This window comes from Humisphaera borealis, from assembly GCF_015169395.1.
Taxonomy (GTDB): Bacteria; Planctomycetota; Phycisphaerae; order Tepidisphaerales; family Tepidisphaeraceae; genus Humisphaera; species Humisphaera borealis.
In genome coordinates, this window is sequence record NZ_CP063458.1 from 4,874,756 (window position 1) to 4,899,208 (window position 24,453).

22 protein-coding genes are annotated in these 24,453 nt (G+C 63.5%); 8 read left to right on the top strand and 14 right to left on the bottom strand.

Annotation, left to right across the window (positions count from 1 at the left end; genetic code table 11):
* Nucleotides 1–124: 124 nt before the first annotated feature.
* The 9 genes from IPV69_RS18125 to IPV69_RS18165 form a co-directional block, all read right to left on the bottom strand.
* Nucleotides 125–1,639, bottom strand: coding sequence for a DUF1800 domain-containing protein (locus tag IPV69_RS18125; RefSeq protein WP_206291129.1), 1,515 nt, complete (start codon nucleotides 1,637–1,639; stop codon nucleotides 125–127).
* Nucleotides 1,636–2,202, bottom strand: a complete 567-nt coding sequence (locus IPV69_RS18130; protein WP_206291130.1) for a hypothetical protein — start codon at nucleotides 2,200–2,202, stop codon at nucleotides 1,636–1,638. The genes IPV69_RS18125 and IPV69_RS18130 overlap by 4 nt, the downstream gene beginning before the upstream one ends.
* A 112-nt stretch (nucleotides 2,203–2,314) precedes the next feature.
* Nucleotides 2,315–2,566: a hypothetical protein gene (locus IPV69_RS18135; RefSeq protein WP_206291131.1), complete on the bottom strand. Its 252-nt coding sequence runs from the start codon at nucleotides 2,564–2,566 to the stop codon at nucleotides 2,315–2,317.
* A 149-nt stretch (nucleotides 2,567–2,715) separates the two neighbouring features.
* Entirely contained in the window at nucleotides 2,716–3,633 is a 918-nt protein-coding gene (locus tag IPV69_RS18140; RefSeq protein ID WP_206291132.1) for an SMP-30/gluconolactonase/LRE family protein, read from the bottom strand.
* Nucleotides 3,634–3,757: 124 nt separating this feature from the next.
* Nucleotides 3,758–5,452, bottom strand: coding sequence for a DUF5722 domain-containing protein (locus IPV69_RS18145; RefSeq protein WP_206291133.1), 1,695 nt, complete (start codon nucleotides 5,450–5,452; stop codon nucleotides 3,758–3,760).
* 39 nt (nucleotides 5,453–5,491) lie between these two features.
* A complete protein-coding gene (locus IPV69_RS18150; protein ID WP_206291134.1) occupies nucleotides 5,492–6,814 on the bottom strand; it encodes a class II aldolase/adducin family protein in 1,323 nt (440 codons plus the stop codon).
* Between the two features lie 192 nt (nucleotides 6,815–7,006).
* On the bottom strand, nucleotides 7,007–9,157 hold the full coding sequence (locus tag IPV69_RS18155) for an ABC transporter permease/substrate-binding protein (RefSeq protein ID WP_206291135.1): 2,151 nt from the start codon (nucleotides 9,155–9,157) through the stop codon (nucleotides 7,007–7,009).
* Between the two features lie 130 nt (nucleotides 9,158–9,287).
* Nucleotides 9,288–10,241 carry an ABC transporter permease gene (locus tag IPV69_RS18160; RefSeq protein WP_206291136.1) on the bottom strand — a complete coding sequence of 318 codons (954 nt, stop codon included), beginning with the start codon at nucleotides 10,239–10,241 and terminating at the stop codon, nucleotides 9,288–9,290.
* Nucleotides 10,242–10,412: 171 nt separating this feature from the next.
* The gene (locus IPV69_RS18165; protein ID WP_206291137.1) at nucleotides 10,413–11,912 is read right to left on the bottom strand and encodes a sugar ABC transporter ATP-binding protein; all 1,500 of its coding nucleotides are present in this window, start codon (nucleotides 11,910–11,912) and stop codon (nucleotides 10,413–10,415) included.
* A 203-nt stretch (nucleotides 11,913–12,115) separates the two neighbouring features.
* Here IPV69_RS18165 and IPV69_RS18170 point away from each other — a divergent pair, with 203 nt between their 5' ends.
* The 6 genes from IPV69_RS18170 to IPV69_RS18195 all read left to right on the top strand — a co-directional run bounded on the left by IPV69_RS18170 (nucleotide 12,116) and on the right by IPV69_RS18195 (nucleotide 17,537).
* Nucleotides 12,116–12,379 (top strand): hypothetical protein, encoded by a 264-nt coding sequence (locus IPV69_RS18170; protein ID WP_206291138.1) that lies wholly within the window; start codon nucleotides 12,116–12,118, stop codon nucleotides 12,377–12,379.
* Nucleotides 12,376–13,200 carry a hypothetical protein gene (locus IPV69_RS18175; RefSeq protein WP_206291139.1) on the top strand — a complete coding sequence of 275 codons (825 nt, stop codon included), beginning with the start codon at nucleotides 12,376–12,378 and terminating at the stop codon, nucleotides 13,198–13,200. The genes IPV69_RS18170 and IPV69_RS18175 overlap by 4 nt, the downstream gene beginning before the upstream one ends.
* Nucleotides 13,201–13,309: 109 nt before the next feature.
* Entirely contained in the window at nucleotides 13,310–13,696 is a 387-nt protein-coding gene (locus IPV69_RS18180) for a hypothetical protein (protein ID WP_206291140.1), read from the top strand.
* A gap of 142 nt (nucleotides 13,697–13,838) precedes the next feature.
* Nucleotides 13,839–16,022, top strand: a complete 2,184-nt coding sequence (locus IPV69_RS18185) for a hypothetical protein (protein ID WP_206291141.1) — start codon at nucleotides 13,839–13,841, stop codon at nucleotides 16,020–16,022.
* Nucleotides 16,023–16,145: 123 nt separating this feature from the next.
* Complete coding sequence (locus IPV69_RS18190) at nucleotides 16,146–17,168, top strand: ABC transporter ATP-binding protein (protein ID WP_206291142.1); 1,023 nt, start codon at nucleotides 16,146–16,148, stop codon at nucleotides 17,166–17,168.
* 9 nt (nucleotides 17,169–17,177) lie between these two features.
* Nucleotides 17,178–17,537: a hypothetical protein gene (locus tag IPV69_RS18195; protein WP_206291143.1), complete on the top strand. Its 360-nt coding sequence runs from the start codon at nucleotides 17,178–17,180 to the stop codon at nucleotides 17,535–17,537.
* A gap of 12 nt (nucleotides 17,538–17,549) precedes the next feature.
* Here the strand turns inward: IPV69_RS18195 and IPV69_RS18200 are convergent, their stop codons facing one another.
* Nucleotides 17,550–17,942 carry a hypothetical protein gene (locus IPV69_RS18200; RefSeq protein ID WP_206291144.1) on the bottom strand — a complete coding sequence of 131 codons (393 nt, stop codon included), beginning with the start codon at nucleotides 17,940–17,942 and terminating at the stop codon, nucleotides 17,550–17,552.
* A 790-nt stretch (nucleotides 17,943–18,732) separates the two neighbouring features.
* Here IPV69_RS18200 and IPV69_RS18205 point away from each other — a divergent pair.
* Complete coding sequence (locus IPV69_RS18205) at nucleotides 18,733–19,758, top strand: HEAT repeat domain-containing protein (RefSeq protein ID WP_206291145.1); 1,026 nt, start codon at nucleotides 18,733–18,735, stop codon at nucleotides 19,756–19,758.
* Between the two features lie 92 nt (nucleotides 19,759–19,850).
* On the opposite strand, the gene IPV69_RS18210 is transcribed toward IPV69_RS18205, so the two are convergent.
* The 4 genes from IPV69_RS18210 to IPV69_RS18225 form a co-directional block, all read right to left on the bottom strand.
* Nucleotides 19,851–20,378 carry a group I truncated hemoglobin gene (locus IPV69_RS18210; RefSeq protein WP_206291146.1) on the bottom strand — a complete coding sequence of 176 codons (528 nt, stop codon included), beginning with the start codon at nucleotides 20,376–20,378 and terminating at the stop codon, nucleotides 19,851–19,853.
* A 173-nt stretch (nucleotides 20,379–20,551) separates the two neighbouring features.
* On the bottom strand, nucleotides 20,552–20,890 hold the full coding sequence (locus tag IPV69_RS27970; RefSeq protein WP_206291147.1) for a DUF5615 family PIN-like protein: 339 nt from the start codon (nucleotides 20,888–20,890) through the stop codon (nucleotides 20,552–20,554).
* Nucleotides 20,891–21,244 carry a DUF433 domain-containing protein gene (locus IPV69_RS27975; protein ID WP_206291148.1) on the bottom strand — a complete coding sequence of 118 codons (354 nt, stop codon included), beginning with the start codon at nucleotides 21,242–21,244 and terminating at the stop codon, nucleotides 20,891–20,893.
* 81 nt (nucleotides 21,245–21,325) lie between these two features.
* Nucleotides 21,326–22,708, bottom strand: a complete 1,383-nt coding sequence (locus IPV69_RS18225) for a PhoH family protein (RefSeq protein WP_206291149.1) — start codon at nucleotides 22,706–22,708, stop codon at nucleotides 21,326–21,328.
* 379 nt (nucleotides 22,709–23,087) lie between these two features.
* On the opposite strand from IPV69_RS18225, the gene IPV69_RS18230 reads away from it, so the two are divergent.
* On the top strand, nucleotides 23,088–24,128 hold the full coding sequence (locus IPV69_RS18230) for a type I phosphomannose isomerase catalytic subunit (protein ID WP_206291150.1): 1,041 nt from the start codon (nucleotides 23,088–23,090) through the stop codon (nucleotides 24,126–24,128).
* The last annotated feature ends 325 nt before the right edge of the window (nucleotides 24,129–24,453 follow it).

A 24,453-nucleotide genomic window follows, 5' to 3' on the forward strand; every position in this document is an offset into this window, starting at 1 on the left:
CGTCAGTGGTCAGTGGTCAGTGGTCAGTGGTCAGTGGTCAGTCGTCAGTCGTCAGTCGTCAGTCGTCAGTCGTCAGTCATTCACTCTTCTCCGACTACTGACTACTGACCACCGACTACTCCCTTCAACACATCTGAAACGCCGGCGACGCCAGCACGAGCGCGATCAGGTCGGCGCGCTCTGACGCGCTCGTTCCATTTCCCGGCACGGCTTCGCGGATCGCTTCCATCTCCTCGGCGGTTCCGTCGCGACCGGTCAGATATCGGAAGTAGGCACCTCGCGCGTCGCCGCCGCCGGCGATCGCTTTCGTCAGTTTGTCCAAAGGCGACACCACCGTGGGCACCGATCCACTGGCGAGCGCGAACGCGAAGTTCCACCGCCAAAGCAGCGTGCCCAGCCAGGGGTCGGCCTTGTCGGGGTAACCGTCGGGTGTGGGGTACTGGAAAATGCCCTGCCCCATACGAACGAGATATTCGATCAGGGGGGCGTGGGCGTGCGTGTCGGCGGCGACGGCCCGCAGGCTGCTGGCGATGAACTGGAACGGACGTTTGAACTTCACGCCCTTCGCGGCGGCGAACTCTGCGCTGGTCAGGATCGTCCGCACGAGGGATTTGATGTCGCCGTCGGTCTGCGTGAAGACCGCGGCGACGCGTTCGACCAGCGGCGCGGGCGGATCCTCGGCGACGAACTTCTGGCACAACTTCAAAGCGATGTGCCGTGCCGTTGCCGGGTGACGGCAGACGATATCGACCAGCCGATCGATATCGGCCTCGCCGCCGCCGGCGGGTAGCGAGACGCCGAGAACCGCCTTGGCGGTGTCATCGTGCAGCTTGGGCTCGAAGAAGACCGATCCGCGGTAGAACCCCTTGCCGACCCGCCAGCCGGTGAGAGCACGAGCGGCTTCGTAAACATCGGTTTGCGTGTAGCCGCCGTGGACGCCGAGGGTATGCAGCTCGAGAAGTTCACGGCCGTAGTTTTCGTTGGGAATGTCGCCGGCTTTGGCGAAGGTGTTCTGATTGCCGTCGAGGTAGACGAGCATCGCAGGGCTGGTCGCCGAGGCGCGGATGAGGTCTCGGAACTTTCCCAGGGCATGCTTGCGAACCACTTCCTGGTCGTCCCAGGGCTTGAGGTAGATGCAGTCCCCTTTTTCGATGTTGATGTTGAGGTGGTCGGTCCAGAAGCCGACCATCACCTCGTAGAGCTGACGCCTGCTGTAGACGGCGCGGAGAAGCGTATGGCGAGATAGATCGGCGCGTAGCACCTCTCGTTTGAACTCGTAGCATTCGCCAGGGGCATCGAGCAGTTCTTCGAAGACGCGGGCGCGCAGGTCGCACGCGCTGTCGTCGATGTCATCGGGAGCGAGTTGGCGTTCGATCCAGGTCGACTGGCCGAGTGTCCGAACCTCATCGAGATCGCCCGGCCACGGCCCGTAGGCGGCGCGGCACAGCAGGTGATGGGCTGCATCGGTATCCGGGCCGGTCGGAACGGACAGCGTTTCGGGAACGTCGGTTCCCATTCGGCGGGTGGCTTCGCTGATGAGTTTTTCGCACCCGGCCAGCGGCACGACCGCTGCCGCGGCCCCGGCCGCGAGCAACGCCCGCCGGCGGGAGAACTGCGATGGCATCAGTGGCCGGCTCATCGGGATGCTCCGGCCAGTTCCCGGTGCGCGGCGGCGGGCTCGTCGTTGTATTGGACGGGTTCCGAATGCGAAGGTGGGAGCGCGGTCGGGCCGCGTTTGAGGAACGTCAGCGTGGTGGCGCCTGCACCCACGATCAGCGAGATCGGCAGTACACCGAACCACCCCAGCACCGGAAACAGGTAAGCCATCCCGAGCACGACCCCGCCGCGAACGGTCGCCTTCCAGGGGCGATCGCGATCGGCGGGGGAGGAGAGCCGGTGGCCGATGAGCGTGACCAGGCCCGCCATTCCGATGCCGGCGTAGATGAGCAGCGCCAGGCCGAGCAGGCCGGCGGCCAACTGTCCGGCGGTGCCGGCGCGAATCAACACCCGCAGAACAATCCCCGCAACCGCCGCCAGCGCCAGGCCCGCCAGCAGAGAGGCGATCATCGAGCGTTCGAGTTTCCGCGCCGATGCCGCCACGCGGGCAGGCCATAGCGCGCTGCTCATGAGCCAAACACCTTGAAGCGACAGCAGGAAACCCAGGATCGAGAATACGATCGCCAGGACATTGCCGTAGAGCATGAATGACCTCGATGGAGAGCCGGGATCGGGCAATCTGAATGTGGCTGCGTATGAGTGATGCGAGAACGCCGGAGGTGTAGGAGCGTGGTCGAACAACAGTTCGATGCGCGTATCAAAGCATCTGGCGTTTCGAATTCACCACGAAGGGCACGAAGGGCACGAAGGGCACGAAGATCACGAAGACGATTCGAATCAGGCTCTGTCGTAAAACCATGTTTGTGTGCCGTGCCCACGCCCCGTAGTCGCTATCGAACTCGACGAAGATGTCCCGCGTGGGCATGTGCGAGCGACGTGATTTCGACATCCGCATGCCCACGCGGAAAGCGGCCTTTGGATCTCGAACGCCGGGCGGCGGCGTGGGCATGGCACACCAAGTTCCGCTTTGAGACAATCCCCAGCACAAGAGTGTTCGAAACGCCTTGCGATTGCCATCTCCTTCGTGGTCCTTCGTGACCTTCGTGTCTTCGTGGTGAAGTCGAGCTTAGAACAGCATCGGACGACAAACACCCCTGCCTACTTCGCCGTCGGGGCTTTGTAGAACACCACGCCGGTCGCCTGTGTCTTGCGGCGATAGATCTTGTCGCCGCAGGTGACGTGCAGGTAGGCAAGATCCTTGCCGCCAAAGCCGCAGCTGGTGAGCGCGCCTTCCTTGGGCTTGGGGAGGATGCCGAGCAGTTCGCCGGCGGGCGAGAAGATCTGCACGCCAATGGCGCTGGTGACGTAGACCCGACCGGTGGTGTCTACGGTCATGCCGTCGCCGCCGGCGACGCCGGGCTTGGCGGGCGGGCACTGCATGGTGGCGAACACCTTCTTGTCGGCGAGGCTGCCGTCGGGCTGGATGGCGAAGCTCCAGATCTTGTCGCCGCCGGCCTCGGACACCATCAGCCGGCTCTGGTCGGCCGACAGCGTGATGCCGTTGGGCCGCTTGGACGTTCCCACGTCGGCCGCGACCACCGCGCCGCCTTTGCCGTCGAGAAAGCTGATCTGGTTCTTGCCGGTTTCGGTGAAGTAGATATGCCCGCGGTGCGACACGGCCAGGTCGTTTGGCTTGACCGCTTCGGCAAGCACGGTCACCTTGCCGCCGGGCAGTTCATACGCGACGACCTTCTCATTCCCGCAGGCGTACAGCCGGCCATCGGGGCCCAGCTTCGTTCCGCTGCGGCCTTCCTCGATGATCTTCACCGGCTTGGCCGGCGTCGGGCCGTCGCCTGGGGCGACCTTGAAGATGCCCGGTGGTGTGGCCCGCAGGTCGGAATAGTAAAAGTTGCCGTCGGCATCCAGCGATGGCGCATCGGCAAAGCTCAGGCCTTCGGCGACGATCTGCCACTCACTATCCTTGGCCATAACATCGGCGAGCTTGTCGCCGGCCGGTTCGGCGAATGCCGACGTGCAGAGCAGTCCGATCAGGGCGAAAACAGTCATTCGTTGCATAGGGGTTCCCAAAAAATGAGACATGGAATGCGAATCGCTTCAGCGAGAGCGCAACTCACGAAACGGCAGGGACGTCAACGCCGCGAGCGACCAGGTATTGCCGCGGTCGCCGTCGTACCGCCGGCTATTTCACGGCCTGCCGATGGATCGCCTGGTCCCAGGACTTGAGGTTGACGACATCGAGGTATGGTTTCATCGCGGCGGCTTCGCCGGCGGTGCCAAGTGCCTTGTAGAGCGTCCAGATCGGCTTCTTTCCCAGTGGTTCGGTTTCGTCATCGGGGAATCGTCGCAGGCCGATGCGCAGTCCGCCTTCATGACGGTTGTCGATCCAGTTGTGGTACTGGAACGCCTCGATCGAATCGAGGCTCCTGATCTTCGACCAGGCGTACGCCAGGCCGGCGGCCTGATCGGTCAGCGATTTGTCGGAGTAATCACGCGAGTTCAACCCCTGCTCGCTGAGATGGATCGTGCGTCGGGATTTGCCCAGGTACATCGTTCGGCGCTGCGACACCCACGCGTCGAGCACCTCGAGGTTTCGGAGTGTGATCTTCGGCGTATCGAATGAGAAGCCCGGCTGCTTGTCCTCCCAGGTCCGCGGGTTGCGCAGATCCTGCGGATAGGGGTGATGGGCGATCGCCCAGTCAAAATCCCCCTCAACCCGCGAGAAGCTCAGGAGCAGTTCCAGCAGATCGCGGCTGGCGTAGTACCGCAGCGCAGGGCCGCCGGCCTTGGCCCAGTGGTGCGTCAGGGAGATGAACGCCTTGGCGTTGGGGTCGTACTGCCGGGCGATCAGGTGTGCGGTCCGCATCGAGCGGTGGTAAAGCTCCAGGTACACATTGGCGGGCTTCTCACCGACATTCGTCCATTCCCAGCCGGCGTCCACTTCGTTGTGCAGGATGTAATGATGAATGCGGCCGAACTTGCCGTCGGCGCGGCCGTAGCGGCTGGCGAGAAACTCCATCGCGGCGGCGTAGGCGTCGCACCCCGCGCGGCTGGTGAAGTTCGGCATCGTGTAGGTGCCGGCGGGATTGGCGTCGGGATGGGCGACCAGCGACGCAAACGAGTCCTTCGCCGCCGACCTGGGCAACGGAATCAAGACGATCGCCGACACGACGATCTTGCGAGCGGCCGCATCGAGCATCGTGCGGTCGAAGCCGGCGACGGAGCGGTCCTCCCCCCACCAGGTTCGGCCGGCGTAATCGAATGCGGTTCGGCCCGGACCGGCATCGGTTCGCATGAACGCCGTGATCGGGATGTTCACCGTCACCGCGCCGATCCCGAGTTCGTCCAGATCGCTGGTCAGGCGCCCGGCGTGGAACCCGCCCAGGCCTTTCTTGCTTGTCGGCTTCATCGGCGGGGGTGTCTCGGCCGACGGATTGACGGCGTCGGCCCAGCGCGCGGCCGAAAGCAGGGTCAGAGTGCCGGGTTCCTGGCGGACCACCGCCCAACGGGACAGAAGCCGGTCATGACGCCGGCCGTCGAGCTCGGCATGTCGGTCCGTCGTAAGTGTGAAGCGCCCGTCGCCGGCGGGCGCAATCGGCAGGACGGTCGGCGACGACTTCAGGTCGGTGACGTCGGCCCAGAGAGGCACTTCCGCCAGAGATGCACCTAAGGTTCCGGCAGGGAGTCGGCCTTCTACACGGATAGCTTTCGAATCGACCGAGATCGCAGTGATCGATGCCGGAAACGGTCGTGCCAGGTAAGCCGCCAACCGCTTTTCGTGCTCGGCGTCGGCCGGACCCGGCGATGGTGGTGCGGCTGCGGACGAGCCTGCCGTAAACACAACGAGCAGGAGCAGATACTTCATGGGTTTAGTCATCAGATCAACGGCTCGTCGTCAGGCTTCGCCTCTCACAGGCTACATGAACGCCCGCCGTAATTCGGCGACGACGTCTTCACCCATCGGTGTTAACGCGCCGACGGACCGGGCGTTGATCAGGGCCTCGGCGGTCGATTCGAGCACTTCGAGTCGATCGAACGCGTCGAGCGGCGATTGGCCGGCGACGAGCACGCCGTCGTTCTCCAGAAGAAGCACGGGCCGGGTGGGGGAGATCAGGTCGGCCAGGCGATGCGGTTCGGCGTACTGAACGCCGTAGGGGACGATGCCGACGTCGCGCAGGAAGATGTAGCTTTCGGGAATGGTGCGGGCGTCCAGCAGGCTGGGAGCGACGGCCGATCCCCCGACCGCCGGCCCGACGACGCCGAACGCCGCCCCGTTGACCGGCATGGCGTTGACGATCGATCCGATCTGTGGATGCCGCAGGTAGATCGCCCGGTGTGCCGCCGCCGCGCGGCTCGGTCGCTTGCCGGCCTCGGCTTTGCCGCCGACGACGAGGGTGAGGTTTGCTGGCGTTGTGTGGGCGCGATCGATCCCCGTGCTGGTGATGACGAATGCGTCGTCGCCCAGGCGTGCGGAGTAGCTCCCTTCGGTGCTGGTGAGCAACCGCTGGCGGTAGCCACGCAACACAAAGTCGGCGACGAGCTGGCGGGCTTCCTTCTCCTGGCTTGTCGGCTCCGCCGGCTCGAACGATTGGGTCAAGCCGCGCGGTCGGTGTGACAGTTCGATCTGTGCCGATGACAGCCCGCGCAAATCGCCCAACCGCCGGGCCTTGATGGCGGTCTTGGCGGTGAACTCCAGCGTCTCAAAGCGGGCGAAGGCCTCGGCAAGCGTCGTCCCGGCGACGACAACGCCGTGGTTCTCCAGCATGACGCAGTTGAAGCCCTTGGCAAACACATCTGCCACGTTCCGTCCGAGGCGGTCGCTCCCTGGCAGTGCATAGGGCGCAAACCCCACTTCGCCGCAAACGTTTCGAGCCTGTGGAAAAAGCGTGGTGTCCGGCGACTGCCCGCAGATGCTGAACGCGACCAATGCAACGGGGTGCGCGTGGACGACAGCGCGTACGTCCGGCCGGGCATCGTAGATCATGCGGTGGAACGGGAACTCGCTGCTGGGCTTGTGCAGGCCGACGCTCGTGCCGTCCGTCGCGACGCGGACAATGTCGGTCGGCCGGAGCGACCCCTTGTCCACGCGGGCGGGCGTGATCCAGACGTCGCCGTTGTCTTCACGAACCGAGATGTTTCCGCCGGACGTGGTCGTCATTCGGTAGCGGTAGATGCGCTCGATCGTGTCGACAATCGCGTGGCGGGGATGAAGCAGGGAAAAGGGGTCGCGGTGGGTCATGGAAAGCTCGGCGTGTATTGGCGTGGGAGGCGAGGATTGATTCGGCGGCACGGAGGGCAAATCGACCCATCAGAAGCGAATGAAGCATGAAGGATGAAGAACGGGGAACGTGAGATATGGGGAGTCTCCTCACTCATGTCTGATCACCGAGTGACCCTCCGTGTATCCGTGGTGATCCCGTATTTCCGCCGATCAGAAATCAAACTGATCGATGTTGTCTTTCGTGAAGATGAACGGCTTGCCCAGGATGATACTTGTGCCGTCGATCCGCAGTTCGCCTAGCCGGCCGGCGGTGAAACTGGTCGCGCCGGGCTTGAGCGTGCCTTCGGCCGTCGCCTTGGCGGCGTGGACCGTCAGGTAGCCCAGGTCGGCGGTCTTCCAGAGCACTACCGCGGCGGTAACGCCTTCGTGGACGTACTTCTTGTTCTCGTTCGGCAGGCTTACGCCGATGACCTTCACGCCCGGGCGTGCTGACTGCTTGACCGCTTCAGCGCCGCCCGGAACGGCGGGGGAGCAGTTGCCGAGAATGAGCTTCAGGTTCGGATACTTGTTGATCATCCGCTTGCCCAGATCGGTGGCGATATTCTGGTTGTCGTCACAGTAGACGACCTCGGCGCAGGTGATCTTGGGATAGTCTTTGACACGCAGCAGGATGCGGTCGCGCCAGAGGTTCAGGTTTGCCGCGGTCTGCGAGCCGCTGATGATGACGAACTCGCCTTCATTGTTCATCGTCTTGGCGGCCAGGTCCATCAGCGTGTCGCCGATGCCGTCGGGGGTGGCCTGGTTGCAGAAGAAGGATCGCGCGTTGGCGTCGGCATCGGCGTCCCAGGTGACGACCTTGATGCCTGCCTCCTGTGCCTTGCGCAGCGCGGTCGACAAACCCGTCTGGTTCTCGACGGCGACCGCAATGACATCCACCTTCCGGGTGATCCAGGTTTCGACCAGCGTGTTCTGGGCGGCGGGGTCGGCGTTGTTGCTCGCCGGGCCGTCCCAGATCAGGTCGATGCCCAGTTCCTTCGCGGCCTCTTCGGCGCCTTTCTGGCAGGCGATGAAGTAGGCGTTGCCCTTGGTCTTGGGCATCATCGCAATGGTCAGCTTCTTGCCGGTCCCGCCGTTACCGGGCCCGCCCGATGCACGGGCGTTGTGCAGATCGCCCTTGATCGCGTTGACGAGCATGTAGTTGCCGCCGGCGATAATCAGCGCCGCGGCGACGATCACCGCGCAGAGCACGGCGAGTTGAGAGTTCCGCATGTCCAAGTCCTCCGAGGTCCCTTTTTGTGGTGCAGCCGTCGCGGCTGCGGCAGGCGTTACACCTGCGCCACGGCGTTTCTGCAGATAGTCCAATCCCGCCGCCGAAAGCAGCAGGACGCCGACGAGAATGCCGGTCAATTCGCGAGACGCGCTGGCGAGCGTCTGGCCGTTTTCTAGGAACGCGATCGCGAGCAGGCCGAGCAGGGTGCCAATGATGCTGGCCCGCCCGCCGAAGATGCTCGTTCCGCCGAGAACGACGGCCGTAATCGCCTGGAGTTCGAACCCCGAGGCGGCGTTGGCCCGCGCTTCGCCGAACCGGGCGACATAGATGATCGACGCCAGGCCGGCACAGAAGCCGGCCAAGGCGTACATCGACAGCGTCAGCCGATCGACGCGAATGCCGGCATGGCGGGCGCCGTCGGCCGAGTAGCCGATCGCCGACAGCGCCCGGCCGGCGGTCGAGCGATGGACCAGCAGGTAAAACAGCACGGCCGCGGGGAGGAAGATCCACAACTGCGTCGGCAGGCCGAGGGTCGTTCCCTGGCCCAGGTCGACGAAGCCTTCGGGAAAACCGCCGAAGCTTCCCTGCCCGCGTGTCAGCCCCTCGGCCACACCGCGGAACAACGCGAACGTGCCCAGCGTCACGATCAGCGGCGGCATCTTCCCACGGGTGATGAGCAGCCCGTTGAACGCGCCGCAGAGGGTCGCCATCAACACCACCGCAGGGACGGCCAGCCACAGTGGAACTCCGGCATCGTGCAGCTTGCCCAGGACAACGGCCGAAAGACCCATGAGCGAACCCACCGACAGGTCGATCCCGCCGGTCAGGATGATCGGCGTCAGCGCCAGCGCGATCAGCCCCAGGTCGGCGTTCTGGCGAAGGACTGTGAGAAGGTTTTCGAGCGAGAGGAAGTTTTCACCGAGCAGACCGAAGATGCCGACCTCGAACAGCAGTACCAGCACCAGCACCACCTGCTGGGGCGCAGGCGAGAAGTCGGGCCTGGTATCGCCCGGCAGGGTTTGAGGTTGAGAGGCGAACACCGTCATCGAGCTTTCACCTGCGAGGCTGTTCACGAAGGAAGAACGGTCCACGAATGAACACGAATTGACACGAATAAAAGGCCGTCAGATGTCACCCGTTGGTCTGATTCTATCGCAAAGGCTTGGATCAGCTTCGATGTCTTCATTCGTGCTCATTCGTGTTGATTCGTGGACCAGCTTGTCATGCCGCCGCCAGCCGCTGTGCGTTCGGATTCTTGTCTCGGCGTAACAACACCTCCGACCCGACGGCCAGCAGGATGATCGATCCGTAGACGGCTTTTTCCCATTCCTGCGGAACGTTGAGCGACGACAGGGCCGGCCCGATGATCGACAGCAGGGCGACGCCGGCGAGCGTGCCGAGCATGCGGCCGCGCCCGCCGGTGATTGCCGTTCCGCCGACGACGACGGCGGCGATCACTTTCAGTTCCAGGTCTTTGCCGAGATTAGTCGCGACGATGGGCTGGCGGATCGCTTCAAGTGTGCCGGCCAGGCCCGCCAGTGCGCCGGTCAGGACGAACACCCAGAAAACCACCTGCTTCGGTCGTACGCCGGCCAAGCGGGCGGCTTCAAGGTCCGAGCCGACGGCGTAGGGCGCGCGTCCTGCCGCCAGCGACCGCGTCGCCCAGACGGCAACGCCGAGCACGATCGCGGCCGTCACCATCAAGACCATCTCTCCACCGGCCTGGGGCAAGCCGAGCCACTGAAACCCCGGCGGAAGGCCCTGGACCGATGCGCCCTGCCTTGCCCACGACAATGCCTCGCGGCTGATGACCATCGTCGCGAGCGTGACGACGATGGACGGAAGCCGAAACAACGCGACAAACAGGCCGTTGAACGCGCCGATCGCGGCACCGCAACTGATCGCTGCGAGCGTGACGACTGGCATCGGCAACCCCGCTTTGGCGAATACCGCGGCCAACACTGCACAGACCGACAGTTGTGACCCGACCGAGATATCGATCTGCCGCGAGATGATGATCAGCGTCATCCCGACGGCCACCACAAGCGTCGGCGATGCCGAAAGCCAGGTGTTGCGGAACTCGGCCCAGAAGACGTCCGGCCGGGCGATGAACATGATCACCGCCAGGAGAGCGAATGCGACGAAGACGGCGAGCTCGCGGAAGTAGCGGGTCATGCTCGCCTCGCTAACTTGAGGTGAGGATCACGCTGTTGTGAGAACTCCGAATGCCGAACGCCGAACGCCGAACGTCCAACGCCGAATGACCAGGATGCAGATCCGTGCGCGGACCCTCTTCCTTCGATGTTCGGCGTTCGGAGTTCGATGTTCGATGTTCGCATTGATCTCCTACGCATTCGCCGTCGAGCTGCCCAGCGCCAGTTCCATGATCTTCTCCTGCGTCGCCTCTTCGCGGCTCAGCAGCCCGACGATTTCGCCGGCGTGCATGACGGCGATGCGGTCGCTCATGCCGAGGATTTCCGGCAGTTCCGACGAGATCATGATGATTGCCAGCCCGCGGGCCGCAAGGTCGCCCATTAGCCGGTGGATCTCGGACTTTGCCCCGACGTCCACGCCTTGCGTCGGTTCGTCGAGGATCAGCAGGGCCGGATCGGTCGCAAGCCAGCGGGCCAGCGCGACCTTCTGCTGGTTGCCGCCGGACAGATGCCCGACCGGCACATCGACCGATGGCGTCTTGATGCCCAGCCGGCGGACGAAGCCTTCGCTGATCCTGCGCTCTTTGCCGAAGTTGAGCAGTCCGCGGGCCGCGATCTGCTTGAGGACCGCGAGCGTGGTGTTCGCCGAAACGGGCAGTTCGAGTACGACGCCGTGACGCCGGCGGTCTTCGGGCACGTACGCGATGCCCTTGGCGACGGCATCGACGGGCGAGCGAATCTCCTGCTCCTCGCTGTGCAGCACGATGCGGCCGCTGTCGGCGGGGGTCAGTCCGAAGAGGATGCGGGCCAGTTCGGTTCGCCCGGCACCGACCAGCCCTGCCAGGCCCAGAATCTCGCCGGCCCGGACGCTCAGGTTGATTCCGCGAACGCCGCTGGCTGTGCAACCGAGGTGGTCGGTTTCCAGCACGACGTCGCCGAGTTTCGCCTTTGACTTCGGGTAGATCGCCGACACCTCGCGGCCGACCATCAGGCGGATGAGCTTGGCGCGATCGACGTCCGCCATCGCTTCGGTGCCGATGTAGCTTCCGTCACGAAGGACGGTGACGCGGTCGGCGATCTGCGGGAGTTCCTCGAGCCGATGGGAGATGTAGATCATCCCGACGCCGGCGGCGCGAAGTTCACGCACGACCCGGAAAAGGTTCTCCACCTCGCGCTCGGACAGTGATGCGGTCGGCTCATCAAGAATCAGCACCTTCGCGCCGCCGCCCAGCGCGCTGGCGATCTCGACCAGTTGCTGCCGGGGCATGGAAAGGTCGCGGACAATCGCCGAGGGGGAAATGTCTGCACCCACGCGGGCAAGCAGTTCGGCCGCCCGGCGATGGCGCTCCCGCCAGTTCAGAATACGCCACGGTCCGCCACGATCCAGCCGCAGGCCGATGTTCTCGGCGACGGACAAGTCCGGAAACAGCGCCGGCTGCTGATAGATGACCGCGATGCCGAGTTCCCGGCTGAGCTTCGGATCGAGCCTGTCGATCGTCTGGCCGGCGATCTCGATTGTGCCCTCATCGGGCTGGTGGGCACCGGCAATGACCTTGATCAGAGTTGATTTGCCGGCGCCGTTCTCGCCGACCACGGCGTGGACTTCGCCGGCCCGCAGTTCGAACGAGACACCCTTGAGCGCATGAACGCCGCCGAAGTGCTTGAAGATGTTGGTCAGGCGCAGGAGCGTCATCGCGCGGTCGAACGATGAGGATCAGGTTGCTTGGTGAACGTACCGCGCTGTAGCGTAAGTGTCGATGACACTCGAATAATCCCGCGCGGGGGCGAATCGCCCGGCCGATCCTGCTAGAATGCCGCTGGAAAGTTGTGAACGAGCGGCTTTCCAGCCCAGGTCTGACTCGTCAGGACCACGCATTTCTCCCTCCCCCCTCGCAGATGATCAAGCCCAGTCGCATCCTCGCCGAGAAGGTTACCGTCACCAGTCGCATTAACGTCGCGATCGCGGCCTTCAGGAAGGCCGGCGGTGAACCGCAGTCGGTTCACCTGACCAAGAGCGACGCGGCTCAGCTCGCGTACGAGGTGATGGCCGACGGGGGCCCGGCGGCGCAAGTCCTGATGCAGCACGGCATCCACAAAGCCGTGCCCACGATTCTCGGCCTGAAGGTCGTCTATCGCAGTCCCTCTTTCGGAGTCCAGTGATCGCCCACCAACTTGCCGCGGCAGGAATGCCGCCGGAATACCCGTACCCTCAGTCGCCGGCCTACACGTCCGGTGTGTTTGGGGGCTGGACACTGGTTCGAAAGCCTGCCGAATCGCGAGAACTTGGCTACTACAGCGGCCTCGATGTCGAGCCGCCGGGGCACTATATCGTCCACGGCGGTGACATCTGGATGTCCACCTCGCGTCTGGAACGGGAATCCCACGCCCTTCATCTGAAGCACGCCCGCGGCAGGGTCGTGGTTTGCGGCGTGGGCATGGGCATGTTCCTGTTCAACATCGCGTTGCTTCCGCAGGTCACGGAGATCATCGCCGTTGACCGCGACCCGGCGGTGTTCGACCTCGTCCGGAAAGGGGCCGGCTTCGAGAAGTGGGTGGGCGGCGACAAGATCCGCTTCCTGCATCGCGACATGATGGAACTGACTGCGGCCGACCTAGGGCCCGCCCCGATCGACTATCTGTACATCGACATCTGGCCGGAACTCGGCGACCCGGTCGCCCTTCAGCAGACCCAGGCGGTACAGAAGGTCGTCAAGGCCAAGGCCGTTGGCTGGTGGGGCCAGGAATTAGACTTCGTCGAGTGGGCGTATCGCCGGGCGACGCCCGAGCTGCAGGCGTCGCGTTTCGCGCCGACGTTCGACGATCTGCGCGACTTCATCGCCATGACCGGGCTGCCGATGGGTGACCTGACCGAGGCCTACGCCGAGGCCTGCCGCCGGGCCGCCGATGTGTACGCCATGTACGGCATTCTGGATTTCGCCGTCGCGGCGCGGCACGAGCGCGAGTTGCAGGCCGCGATGTGATTTTGCGATTGAGAATCGCCGATTGCGCATGGAGAATGCGGCACGGAGGGTCGCGTAGGCGATCCTCCGTGTTCGATTCCCAATCCTCATCTCTTCCCGGGAGGCTTCCATGCGCTTGGTGTCCGCACACCGCATTTCCGCTCTGGTCCTGATTGCCCTGAGCATCGTCACGTTTGCCACGCCGGCTCGCGCCGATGACGCCGCTGACGTCAAGGCCGCGATCGCCACGCAGTTCGATCTACTCAAGGCCGGCGACGTGGACAAGCTCAAGGCGCACTTCACCGAACGCCAGAAGGAAAAGATCACCAAGGAAGCGGTGGAAAAGGGCAAAGGTAACGCTGCGAAGATGACAATCGACGATTTGGTCGCGTCGGTGGACGTCGCTGGCGAAGGCGCCAAGAAGACAGCCAAGATCAAGATGAAGAACGGCCGCACACTGACGACGCTCATCCTGACCGACGGCAAGTGGCTCGCGGACACGATCTGGTTCAAGTAGGGCAGGGCCTGACGCTTCTGGCGCACCGCCTGACGCCTCCAACGGATGATCCTAAAAGGACCGCTGTCCGCGCCGCTTTCGGCGCGGACGCCGGACCTCTACAATCCGCCCGCGTAGCATGCACCTGGCCACGGGGACCGTTATGCGGCTTTTGCTCCGATTGAAGCACCTTTTCGCCCTTCTGCTCGTCGGCGGGCTTGTTCCGCCGGCGCTGGCGGCGACGCAGCTTGACGTCAGCTTTGGCTGGGATGGGAGCGTCCGCACCGGCCGCTGGACGCCGATCTTCATCTCCGCTTCCGATATCAAACCACGGCAGGCCCTGATCGAGTTCGACGCCCCGCAGGCTGGCCCTTACGTCATGCGGCTGCGCCAGTACATCACGCTGGGCCCGCAGCCGACGACTGTCATCCTGTACGCACCCGCGAGTGAGCGCTACGGCGATCCGCCGGTCGTCGTACTCCGTGATGCCGACTCGGGAAAGCTACTTGCCCGCTGGCCGGCCGACCCGGACAGCGGCACCAACGCTTACGAGAACACGCTGTCAGCGGAGCAGAAGTTCGTCGGCGTGACCGGGCCGAATCTTCGGTTGGCCAACTTCGAGCAGAATGTCGGTGTTCCCATGCGGTACGCCGGCATCAGGCCGGAGCTGCTACCCGACCAGCCGGTGGGGTACGACCCGCTGGACTTGCTCGTGCTGAACCGGGCCGACCTGAACACGATCGAGCCGTCGCGCCAGCAGGCGATCGCGGATTGGGTGCGGACCGGCGGCATGCTGCTGCTGTGGCCGTCGGACACGCCGACCCCAGCCGACAGCCCGATCGGGCGCATCCTGCCGTGCCGGGTGGGCGGGCCGAAGAACTACGCGTTCACCGACCAGCAGCGCATCAAAGCAGGGCTGGGGGATCGGTTTAAAGGGATGATGGGTTTTGCCCTCTCCCCGACCGCCGACGCCGAAGCGATCGACCTGATGCCCGAAGACGCCGCCGGCGCCAAGCTGACTGCCTATGCCCGCGACCACGGCTTTGGCAGGGTTGTTGTCGCACCCATCAACATCAATGAGCTGTTGTTCGATCGGTCCGACGGCGCAAAGCTGTTGCACGGAGCGCTGCTGAAAGGCGTGTTCGACTCGGAAGCGAGGAACCAGAGCAACCACGGCTACTACGCGCTCGACCCGGCCTCGCAGCTCCAGCAGGGTGCGATGTCGGACCTTCAGGATCACCTGGCGAATGTGCCGGGGGCGGGGCGGTTCGGGTTCTCGTACGTCGTCTGGGTGGTGCTGGGGATGATGGCCGTCGTCGGTCCGGTCGACTGGTTTGTGCTCCGCAAGCTCGGACGCCAGCCCTGGACGTGGGTGACGACCGCAGGCTGGATCGGGCTGATCACGGTCGGCGCGCTGTTCATCGGCAAGGTTTTCAAGAGCGGCGATCTGCACTATCGCACGGTAACGCTGATCGACCAGGCCGGCGATCAGGTCGTGGCGCGGACGACGCTTGCGGGTATCTATTCCCCGCGCACGACCGACTACTACATCGACGCAGCCCCGACCCGCGACGACGCCAACGGCAAGCCCATCCCGACGCTACAGCCCCCGACCGGTTGGTGGGAGCCAGCCTCGGCGATGCATTCGTACGGCGGCGGGGGAATGAAGCTGGACGTCCCGTTCCGCCAGACGACCGAGGGCAACCAGCCGCAGGAAATGACGATCAACGTCTGGAACATGCGGGCATTGCGAGGCGAGAACCTGGTCGCCGGCGAGCCCTTCATCAAGGCCGATCTGCGATGCCGGCCTGTCGGGTCGGACTGGCGGGTCAGCGGAACGATCGCCAATCGGTCCGGCCAACCGCTGAAGGATATTCGCATTGCTGTCCGCGAGGGTTACGTGGCCGACGCTGCTGGTCCGCCGTCGGTGGTGCCATTGGCGGAAAAAGATTCGGCCTATCGCGACAGCCGCGGCGACACGCGCCATATCAAGCTCACGCGAATGTTGCCGCTCATCCAGCGTGTCGATCCAGGCAAAACGGTCGAGATTGACGGCGTCGTCAAGGCCGTTTCGATGACGCCGACCGACGGGTCCGGTGGAAACGCCCGCTATTACAGCGAAACGCCTCCTCCCGACCCGGGCTCGGTCTGGGCGCTTGCGACAGGTCTTTCCGGGCGGCGGGCGGCGCGGGCCGACGAGGCGGTGAGCGATGGCACCCATGCCGTGATCTATGCCATCGTCGATAACCCGAGGCCCCCGGTGGTTCTTCGTGGAAATGAGCCGGCGATCGAGCGGCACGACACGGTCGTTCGTGCACTGGTGCGGCTGACCGCCGCAGAGAAGTAGGCATGGCGAGGCGATCGCGGGTCTCGCCATCTTTGAGCAGCCAATCACTTAATCAGCCAACTGACGGGACAAGCGATGAACGAAGCGCCTGGGCCAGAGTCGACAGACGTCGCAATCGCGACCATGGACGCAACGCCGCCCGCATTGATGCCGGGGCAGCCCGGCGTCGCCGTCTCTGCGCCGCCGGCAATCAGTACGCAGAATCTCACGAAGCGGTATGGTGCTTTGTGCGCTCTGGACTCGCTCAATCTCGAACTCGCCGCGGGAGATGTCTTCGGGTTCATCGGGCCCAACGGCGCGGGCAAATCGACCACCATGAAAATCCTCGCCGGGCTGCTCGAGCCCTCCAGCGGCAGTGCGATGGTCATGGGCAAGGCCGTCGCCGGCAATGGCGACTTTGTCCGACGTCAGGTGGGCTACATGCCAGATTTCATCGGCGTCTACGAAGACCTTAAAGTCAGCGAATACCTCGAGTTCTTCGCCAGCGCCTACGCCATTCCACGCAAGCAGCGCAAGAGTACGGTCGAGCAGGTGCTTGAGCTGACGGACCTCAAGTACAAGCGCGATGCGCTGGTCGATTCCCTCAGCCGCGGCATGACGCAGCGGCTCAGCCTCGCCCGCGTGCTGATTCACGATCCGCCGGTACTGCTGCTGGACGAGCCGGCCAGCGGCCTGGACCCCCGCGCCCGCATCGAAATTCGCGAACTGCTCAAGGAACTGCAGCGGCTCGGCAAGACGATTCTCATCAGCTCGCACATCCTGTCGGAGCTGGGCGAGTTCTGTAACAAGCTGGGGATCATCGAACGCGGCAAGATGATCGTGCAGGGTACGGTTGAAGAACTGATGGACCGCGCGCGGGCACACCCGATTATCAGCGTGACGATCATGGGCGACGCCGAGCGGGCGATCGGCGTACTGAAATCCGACGGCCGGGTCGATCGCGCCGAACTCGCCGCCCCGGTCCCCGGCAGCATGCCCGCGCCCGGCACGACCACGCTGTCGGTCGTCCTGCACGATCCCGACCAGCACCACGGCTTCCTCGCTGAACGACTCGTCGCCGGCGGCATTTCCATCGACAGCATTCACCCGGAGAAGCTGAAGCTGGAGGATGTCTTCCTGAGGCTGACCAAGGGCATGGTGCAGTAGGGATTCCTGATGACGAGGATCGTCCAGAGTATCTACTTCGTCTCTTTGGCGTTTCAGACGGCCGGTGTGATCGCATGGGCGTTGCTCGCAGGCGCGGTGCTTCGTCCCGTCGGTGACTTGTCGTTATTGTTCGTGATTCAACTGATAGCCGGTGGAATGTCACTGGGTCGCCCGAACGATGTCTCGCGGGCGGAAGATTTGGGTTGGTCCTTCGGTGTCTCGGTCGTATGGGCGACCGTCGGGTATGTAGCGTACATTCTAACTTCTGCCGCGCTGAACCCAGGACAGCCGATCCTCGGACTGCCTGCGTTCGTCGCCGTAGTTGCGTTCCTGCTTCTGGGCGGATGGCTCTTGAAAGCAGTGATGTAGCGAGTAGTTCCTCTAGCGGTCGCCGACGAATTGGTGCCGCGAGGGTGCAGTAGGAAAGCAGTTTTCAGGGCGGCGAAAATGCACCCTCACCTTCGATTTGCGATCGCATTGTCTGTCCTGGCCATGGTCGGGATCGCGGCACCATCCTGTCGTAGTGCAGTTGGCCACGACGAGCGCCCAGCCACTCAACCGACCGCTGTGGCGATTGGCAACCCTGACACCGTCGAGCCGGAGCCTGGTGGGAAGCGTGTAGTGATTGACGCGGAAAGTCGCGCGCATCAGCGGGATGCCAAGGTCCGCGAGTTGAATCGTGACATTCCGATGCTGGGCGGCCCCGGCGAGTTTGAGCGTCTGTCCCGCCTGATCCACGAAGCCTTCCCCGACGCGGCGGCAGCCACTCAGCATTCGGCGTCTCGGCCGGCGGAACCCGACTTTCCTCCCGCGGTCAACGGCCTGACGGCGCGAATCGACGACTCGAACTGGGGAGGCACCGGCATTCGCGTCCTGCTTCGCGTGAAGAACGTCTCTTCCAAACCCATCGCCATTCCCCGCGGGAATTCCTATAGAGGCACTGAAGTCCCGTTTCGGCTTATCTGCAAAGTCGGCAGCGGGAAATGGAAGCGAACGCCCTGGTCCAGGGATGAGGTCATGGCCGACGCCGCGACGCGGCCCGGCGTCGGCGGAACCGGCGACAAAGACCGGCTCCCGCCGCCCATCACCATTCGTCCGCTGGAGTCGGTCGTGATTCTGCTTCAGGGTTGGGGCACAGATGCATTGGCGGAAGCGTCGAACATTCGCGTGACATTGAAGGTGGCCAAGTCAGTCGCCGACGTGAATGCATGGGCAGGGGAACTGTCCACCACGCCGCGGAACATGATCACGCTCGACGGCGCGTTCGCGAAGATTCGTGGATCGCTTCCGTTCCCGGATCAGTTTCCCCAATTCGTGGGCCATTCGCCCGAGCTGCCCGGGAAAGGGATCTCGATGTCGGGGTCGCCTAACAAATCGCAAGTCGACGACCTCTCGCGGGCAAACTGGCGTCTCGATCGTGGACTCACGCTTTACGAGCATAATTCCGTGCGGTCTGAGATTGAGCGTCGAATGCACAACGAACAGGAGCCGGTGACAAGGCTATACTTGGCGGCCATAGCCGCGCTTCGGCAGCCGGGCGGGCGCGCTCCAGCTTCTGGAAGCGATGAAACTGACGGATTACGAGGAAGTTCGCAACGCGCACTCGGCCCTGCGAGTCGTTGCGTCTGGCGATTCCGATCACCTTCCGCACTGGCTCGCACAGCTCATGATCGCCGCATTGCGGGACCGACGTCATGTGACCGATCACCACTATGATTCTGCAGAGCCCCTCACGATCAGCTACCACGCTGACGAGGATGCTGACTTCCCATACCTGCTTGCAGAGTTCAAGCATCGTGATGCCGTGCCCACGTTGATTGAAATGCTCGACGGCGAGCACCCTTCGCGGGGCGCGATCTTCGCCCTGGTAGCCATTGGCGACAAGCGCGCCGTTGCGCCGCTATTGGCGGTGCTCAAACGCTCGGTCGAGAAGGCAGAGATCTTCGAGCGAGCTGCGAATGCGCTGGCACGGCTCAAGGCACGCGAAGCACTCCCAGTGCTTCTTACCCACCTGCGCCGCCGCGACATCATCGAAGCGGTCGAGAAGCTTGGAGACGTGGCCGCCGTTCCTGCGCTGGAAGACGTGGTGACTCGTCCGCACGTGCTTCATGAAGGCGGGTATTACACTGGTCTCGACAAGGCCGCGATCTGGGCCGCGAGGGTGGCGATCGTGACGCTCAAGGAAAAGGACCCGACGCCGCGATACTGCGAATTCCTCGCCGATCGCTCGCTCGGCGAGTTCGAGCGCCGCGGCATGGTCTGGCGGCTCGGCGATCGTCCCGATCCGGCGGCAATCCCGCACCTGATCACAGCCATAAAGACTGATCCTTCCGGAGCGGTGGTCAACCAGGCAATCACCGTGCTCTCGGTATACAAGCATCAGGCCGCGGTTGAGGGACTGATAGGTTGTTTCGACGCGGAATTTGAACAGAAGGCTGACTGGAAGCGTGCCTACTCTCCGGCGATGTTCCGCCAGAACATCGCCGAAACGCTACGCGCGATCACCGGCCAGTCGTTCGGCGCAGACAAAGCGACGTGGCAAGAGTGGTGGGATCGCGAGGGGCGAAATTCTTGGAAGCAAAGTCCATAGCAAAGAGAACGGAAGATAACAGGGGACAGTCCGGTAGGGTCCGCACTGCGGACCGACAGCACGCGAACTGCCCCCGGTCCGCAATGCCGAACCTACTTCTCCACGATCGCGCCGCGCGTGCTGGCGGCGATCGCCATGAGCTCGCCCTTCTCCTTCGCCGGCACCTTGAACTTGTCGAGCGACGCCGCCAGGTCGCTGGCGAGCGCGTCGAACTCGGCGTTTGTGATCTTCATGCCGGCGTGACTACTTTTCATGTCGCGGCCCTTGTACGCCTTGGGGCCGCCGGTCGCCTCGGCGATGAACGTGACCAGGTGTTTCTTGAGCATCGCGACCTGCTCACCAGAAGGCTTCCATTCCATGTCGGTGCCCTTGCGGAAGAAGTTGACCTTCGGGTTGGCCGCGGTTCGGCCGACAAAATCTTCGACGACCGCTGTCAGCGCCGGTTCGCCGCCGAGCCGCTCGTAGAGCGACTTCTCGGCCATCTTCGGGGTCATGGATTTGCTGTCGGACATGGCGTCCGACTTGTCGTTCTGACAGCCGCCGGCCAGCGGCAGCACCGACGCCGCAAGGACCGGAACCAGGCCGCTGACCACAAGCGAACGAATCGATCGGGGGCGCATCGCGATGCTCCTTCCAGATAGAAGAGGGGCAGCCGCACTCATCGGCGGCGATGCAGACCCATACGTATGACCGGCCGCAATGGATGACAAATTTGACGCGGGCTTCCAGCACTGCCAACCCGTGTCCGCGGTGCGGACCGGTACACCTCACCTGCAGTCGGATCCAAATTCGATCAACCCGGGCGAGTGATCTTGACCAGTTGTCCGTGAAGATTTGGGATCCTATTAACGGCGTCGTGAACGCGCCGCGCCATCTGCAGATAGTCGGCGTCGGTCGTGCAAGTGACGATCCCCGCGTGATCCATCGAACGCGCATGCTCGCGATGAAAGTGCCTTCGATTGAGGGTCAACACCGCACGATCAGACCGAGTGGCGAAAGCCACAACCTGATCGTCCGGGATTCCCTGGTTTGCCTGCCCCGCCTCCATCGAGGTCAGAACATCGTGACCGAGCCGACGAAGTTCCAGAACGACAGGGTATGGAAAGTTCTCATTGGAGTAGAACCGGGCCAATCATCCCTCCCGCGCCTCGGCCAGAATCGCCTCTTCAATCTCGGACGTATGGTCCCGGTAGTACGTCCAAGCCGCATCCAGATCGTCACGCGTAAGGCCCTGGAAATCGGCCAGCAATTGCGCTTCGGTTCGACCCAATTTCTTGAGTTGGACGAGGGTCCAAACCGCAATCCGCGTGTTCCGAATGCAGGCGTCGCCACCAGCCACGCCTGGTGTTTTCCGAATGGCCGACGCAACCGGGGTCGCCGGCTGCTCCGGCTCCATCGCCAAGTCGGCTGCAACTCGGGTCAGTAGTTGCGCCTTCTCCGCTCGCGTCATACGACGCAGAAGTTGTTCGGCTTCCCGGGCGACCATGACGTCATTATATGCGCGTTTTTCAGGCCGATTCCAGAAAGATTGTCGACCGACTCACGCCCAGTCGGTGCCGTTTGAATCTTACAACTCCGCAGTGATCAAACTCGCCAGCTCGCTTCGCTCGCTCTTGGCGAGCGTCACGTGGCCGACGAGGCCTTTGCCCTTTAGTCGTTCGACCAGGAACGACAATCCGTTGCTCGATGCATCGAGGTACGGGTTGTCGATCTGCGTCGGGTCGCCGGTCAGGATCAGCTTTGTGCCTTCGCCCACCCGGCTGGCGATCGTCTTCACCTCGTGCGGGGTCAGGTTCTGGCTCTCGTCGACGATCATGAACTGGTGCGGAATGCTTCGACCACGAATGTAGGTCAGAGGCTCCAGCACCACCTGCCCGGCTTCCATGAGCTGCTGGATGCGCTGTTCAACCGTGTGCAGTGCCGCCGCGTGGGTCTTGCCGTGTTCCTGCCCGTCGCCGGCGGTCAGGCGGTTGCTCAGCAGGTAGCCCATGTTGTCGAAGATCGGCTGCATCCAGGCCGTCAGCTTCTGGTCCTTGTCGCCGGGCAGGAAGCCGATGTCGCGCCCCAACGGCATGATCGGCCGGGCGCACAGCAGCTTGGTGTAGACGCCTTCGTTGAGCACCTTCGTCATGCCGGCGGCGATCGCCAGCAGCGTCTTGCCCGTGCCGGCCGAGCCGATCAGGCTGACGAGCTTCACGCTGTCGTCCAGCAGCAGGTCCATCGCCATCGTCTGCTGCAGATTGCGCGGGATGATGCCGAAGATCGGCCCGCGGCGGGGACGTACGGGGATCAGCGCGCCGATGTCTGCCTTGTAACGCGCCAGCGCCGTATGGTTCGGGTCTTCCTGGTCTTTCAGCAACACGAACTCGTTGGCGAGCAGGTCGGGCGCATCGACCCGGGCCAGCTTGTCGGTGAAGAGCTTGTCGATCACCTTCGACGACACCGACATCTCGCGATACCCGGTGTACAGCCGGTCGAAATCCACCTTCTGGTTTTCGAAGTCTTCGGCCACCAGACCCAGCGCATCGCTCTTGATGCGGGCGTTCATGTCCTTGGTGATGAAGATGACGTGCTTGCCCTGTTTCTTCAGGTCCAGCGCGCATGAGATGATGCGGTTGTCAGGGCTGTTGTGCGTCAGGCCGGGGAAGAGCTGCTGCGATTCTTCCAGGATGACGCGAATGCGGCCCTTGGGCTCGTGGGGGTGGGTTACGCCTTCGGCAAGGTTGCCGCTGTCGCGGAGCCGGTCGAGATGACGGATGACCGAACGGGCGTTGCGGCCGAGGTCGTCGGTGCCGGTTTTGAACTTGTCCAGCTCTTCGATGACGTCAAACGGAATGATCACTTCGTTGTCGGCGAAGAGGAAGATCGAGTTGGGGTTGTGGAGCAGGACATTCGTATCCACAACGAAGGTTTTCGAATGACCGTTGACGTGGCCGTTGGATGCAGTCATGAATGGGTGATCGCCTGGGCGGAAGATGCGGTCGGCTGGCCGGCGGGAATGAGGTTGACGTCGCCTCCGTGCGCCCGGCCGCGCGGGTACCGCGACCTCCTGAGACCGGAGGTTATCGGAACCGGTTGCCGTTGCAACGGGAGGGGTTAGGAAAGGATGTTTACCCATGTCGGCAGCCTCCGGCAGGTCAAGGAGTTGCGACGGCAAACGCCTGATACAAAATGTTTCCCGCGCCAAGGCTAACGCTATTTTGCCGATGAAGAAGATGCACCTTTTGAGAGTGCTGAGACGAGAGTGCTGAGTGCTGAGTGAAGCTTCGCCCTCAGATATCCGTGCTCAGCACTCAGCACTTTCATCTCAGTACCCATAAGGACTCCCCGTGACAGCGCTTTATCCCCTGAAGTTCAAACCCCGCTTCGTCGAGAAGATCTGGGGCGGCCGAAAGTTCGAAACCATCCTCGGCAAAACCCTTCCATCGCCCAAGCCCATCGGCGAAAGCTGGGAGCTGTTCGATTTTCCGCCCGGTGTGGTGGACAAGTCGGCCGGGTGGGTAAGCGCCGAGGTCGCCAACGGCCCGCTCGCCGGGCGGTCGCTGCACTCGCTGATCGAAGAGTTCGGCGTCGCGATTCATGGCGATGTCCACTTGCTGCCGGTCGCGGGCTCGACAACCGGGCAGTTCCCGATCCTGATCAAGTTCCTCGACGCCAAGGAAGACCTGTCGGTCCAGGTCCACCCCGACGACGCCTACGCCAGCAGCCACCCCGGCGCGTACCTCAAGACCGAGGCCTGGTACGTCATGCAGCATGATCCCGGGTCGCGCATCCTTAAAGGGCTCATGCCCCATGTCTCGCGCGAGAAGTTCGAACGCGGCATCGAAGCCGGCATCGTTGAATCGATGATCCAGGCGATCGCGGTCAAAGACGGCGACTGCCACTTCCTTCCCAGCGGCACGGTTCACGCGCTGGGCGCCGGCATTCTCGTCGCCGAGGTGCAGACGCCTAGCGACACGACTTACCGCGTGTTCGACTTCAACCGCATCGAGGCCGAGACCGGCAAGCCGCGCAAGCTACACGTCGCTGAGGCGCTCGAATGCATCGACTTCAGCGGCAAGCCCGAGCCGAAGCAGGAGCGCAGCCACGTCGGCGGCATGCACACCACCGTCAGCAAGCTGGTCGACTGCCCGTACTTCAAGATCGAAAAAGTGCGGTTCACCGAAGGCGTCCAGGAACCCATCCCGTACGACGTTCCGGTCGTCTGGATGATGATGGAAGGCCAGGCCGAGATCCGCGTTAAAGGCGGCCCGGTGACGACCATCGGCAAAGGCGAAACAGTCCTCCTTCCTGCCAAGATGAACGAGCCGACGATCAAAACACTGTCCGACTGCGTCTGGCTCGAGGTCACATTCCCGACCGGCGGATGAGCCGGGTGACCGCGACCAGGTACGCCAAACGAACCCGAGAAAGCGGCGCTGGCCGTGCGACGACGCGGCGCGACAACTGGGTGGCATGGGCAAGCGTATTCGCTTGCCCGTGGCGATCGCCGTCCGACGTTCGCACCTCGGACCGCCGAACGAACCCAAGCCGCTCCGCCAAACGAACCCGAGGCGTTTTGCCAAACGAACCCGAGATCCAGCGCAGTTGGTCGCCCGACACGTCGCGATCCCTTTGCCTGATCCGACGTAACAGTTCTGGCGGTGCTCAATCGCCGCAGAAAACCCTTGCTATTCTCAATGCATGTTAGTATAT

Excerpts from the sequence above, each read along its gene's own strand:
- IPV69_RS18140 (WP_206291132.1), bottom strand. The coding sequence starts at position 3,633 with ATGCAACGAATGACTGTTTTCGCCCTGATCGGACTGCTCTGCACGTCG.
- IPV69_RS18165 (WP_206291137.1), bottom strand. The coding sequence starts at position 11,912 with ATGACGCTCCTGCGCCTGACCAACATCTTCAAGCACTTCGGCGGCGTT.
- IPV69_RS18185 (WP_206291141.1), top strand. The coding sequence starts at position 13,839 with ATGCGGCTTTTGCTCCGATTGAAGCACCTTTTCGCCCTTCTGCTCGTC.
- IPV69_RS18160 (WP_206291136.1), bottom strand. The coding sequence starts at position 10,241 with ATGACCCGCTACTTCCGCGAGCTCGCCGTCTTCGTCGCATTCGCTCTC.
- IPV69_RS18130 (WP_206291130.1), bottom strand. The coding sequence starts at position 2,202 with ATGCTCTACGGCAATGTCCTGGCGATCGTATTCTCGATCCTGGGTTTC.
- IPV69_RS18205 (WP_206291145.1), top strand. The coding sequence starts at position 18,733 with ATGAAACTGACGGATTACGAGGAAGTTCGCAACGCGCACTCGGCCCTG.
- IPV69_RS18145 (WP_206291133.1), bottom strand. The coding sequence starts at position 5,452 with ATGACTAAACCCATGAAGTATCTGCTCCTGCTCGTTGTGTTTACGGCA.
- IPV69_RS18210 (WP_206291146.1), bottom strand. The coding sequence starts at position 20,378 with ATGCGCCCCCGATCGATTCGTTCGCTTGTGGTCAGCGGCCTGGTTCCG.
- IPV69_RS18135 (WP_206291131.1), bottom strand. The coding sequence starts at position 2,566 with ATGCCCACGCCGCCGCCCGGCGTTCGAGATCCAAAGGCCGCTTTCCGC.
- IPV69_RS18170 (WP_206291138.1), top strand. The coding sequence starts at position 12,116 with ATGATCAAGCCCAGTCGCATCCTCGCCGAGAAGGTTACCGTCACCAGT.
- IPV69_RS18225 (WP_206291149.1), bottom strand. The coding sequence starts at position 22,708 with ATGACTGCATCCAACGGCCACGTCAACGGTCATTCGAAAACCTTCGTT.
- IPV69_RS27975 (WP_206291148.1), bottom strand. The coding sequence starts at position 21,244 with ATGGTCGCCCGGGAAGCCGAACAACTTCTGCGTCGTATGACGCGAGCG.
- IPV69_RS18180 (WP_206291140.1), top strand. The coding sequence starts at position 13,310 with ATGCGCTTGGTGTCCGCACACCGCATTTCCGCTCTGGTCCTGATTGCC.
- IPV69_RS18190 (WP_206291142.1), top strand. The coding sequence starts at position 16,146 with ATGGACGCAACGCCGCCCGCATTGATGCCGGGGCAGCCCGGCGTCGCC.
- IPV69_RS18200 (WP_206291144.1), bottom strand. The coding sequence starts at position 17,942 with ATGCTGAGTGGCTGCCGCCGCGTCGGGGAAGGCTTCGTGGATCAGGCG.
- IPV69_RS18125 (WP_206291129.1), bottom strand. The coding sequence starts at position 1,639 with ATGAGCCGGCCACTGATGCCATCGCAGTTCTCCCGCCGGCGGGCGTTG.
- IPV69_RS18195 (WP_206291143.1), top strand. The coding sequence starts at position 17,178 with ATGACGAGGATCGTCCAGAGTATCTACTTCGTCTCTTTGGCGTTTCAG.
- IPV69_RS18150 (WP_206291134.1), bottom strand. The coding sequence starts at position 6,814 with ATGACCCACCGCGACCCCTTTTCCCTGCTTCATCCCCGCCACGCGATT.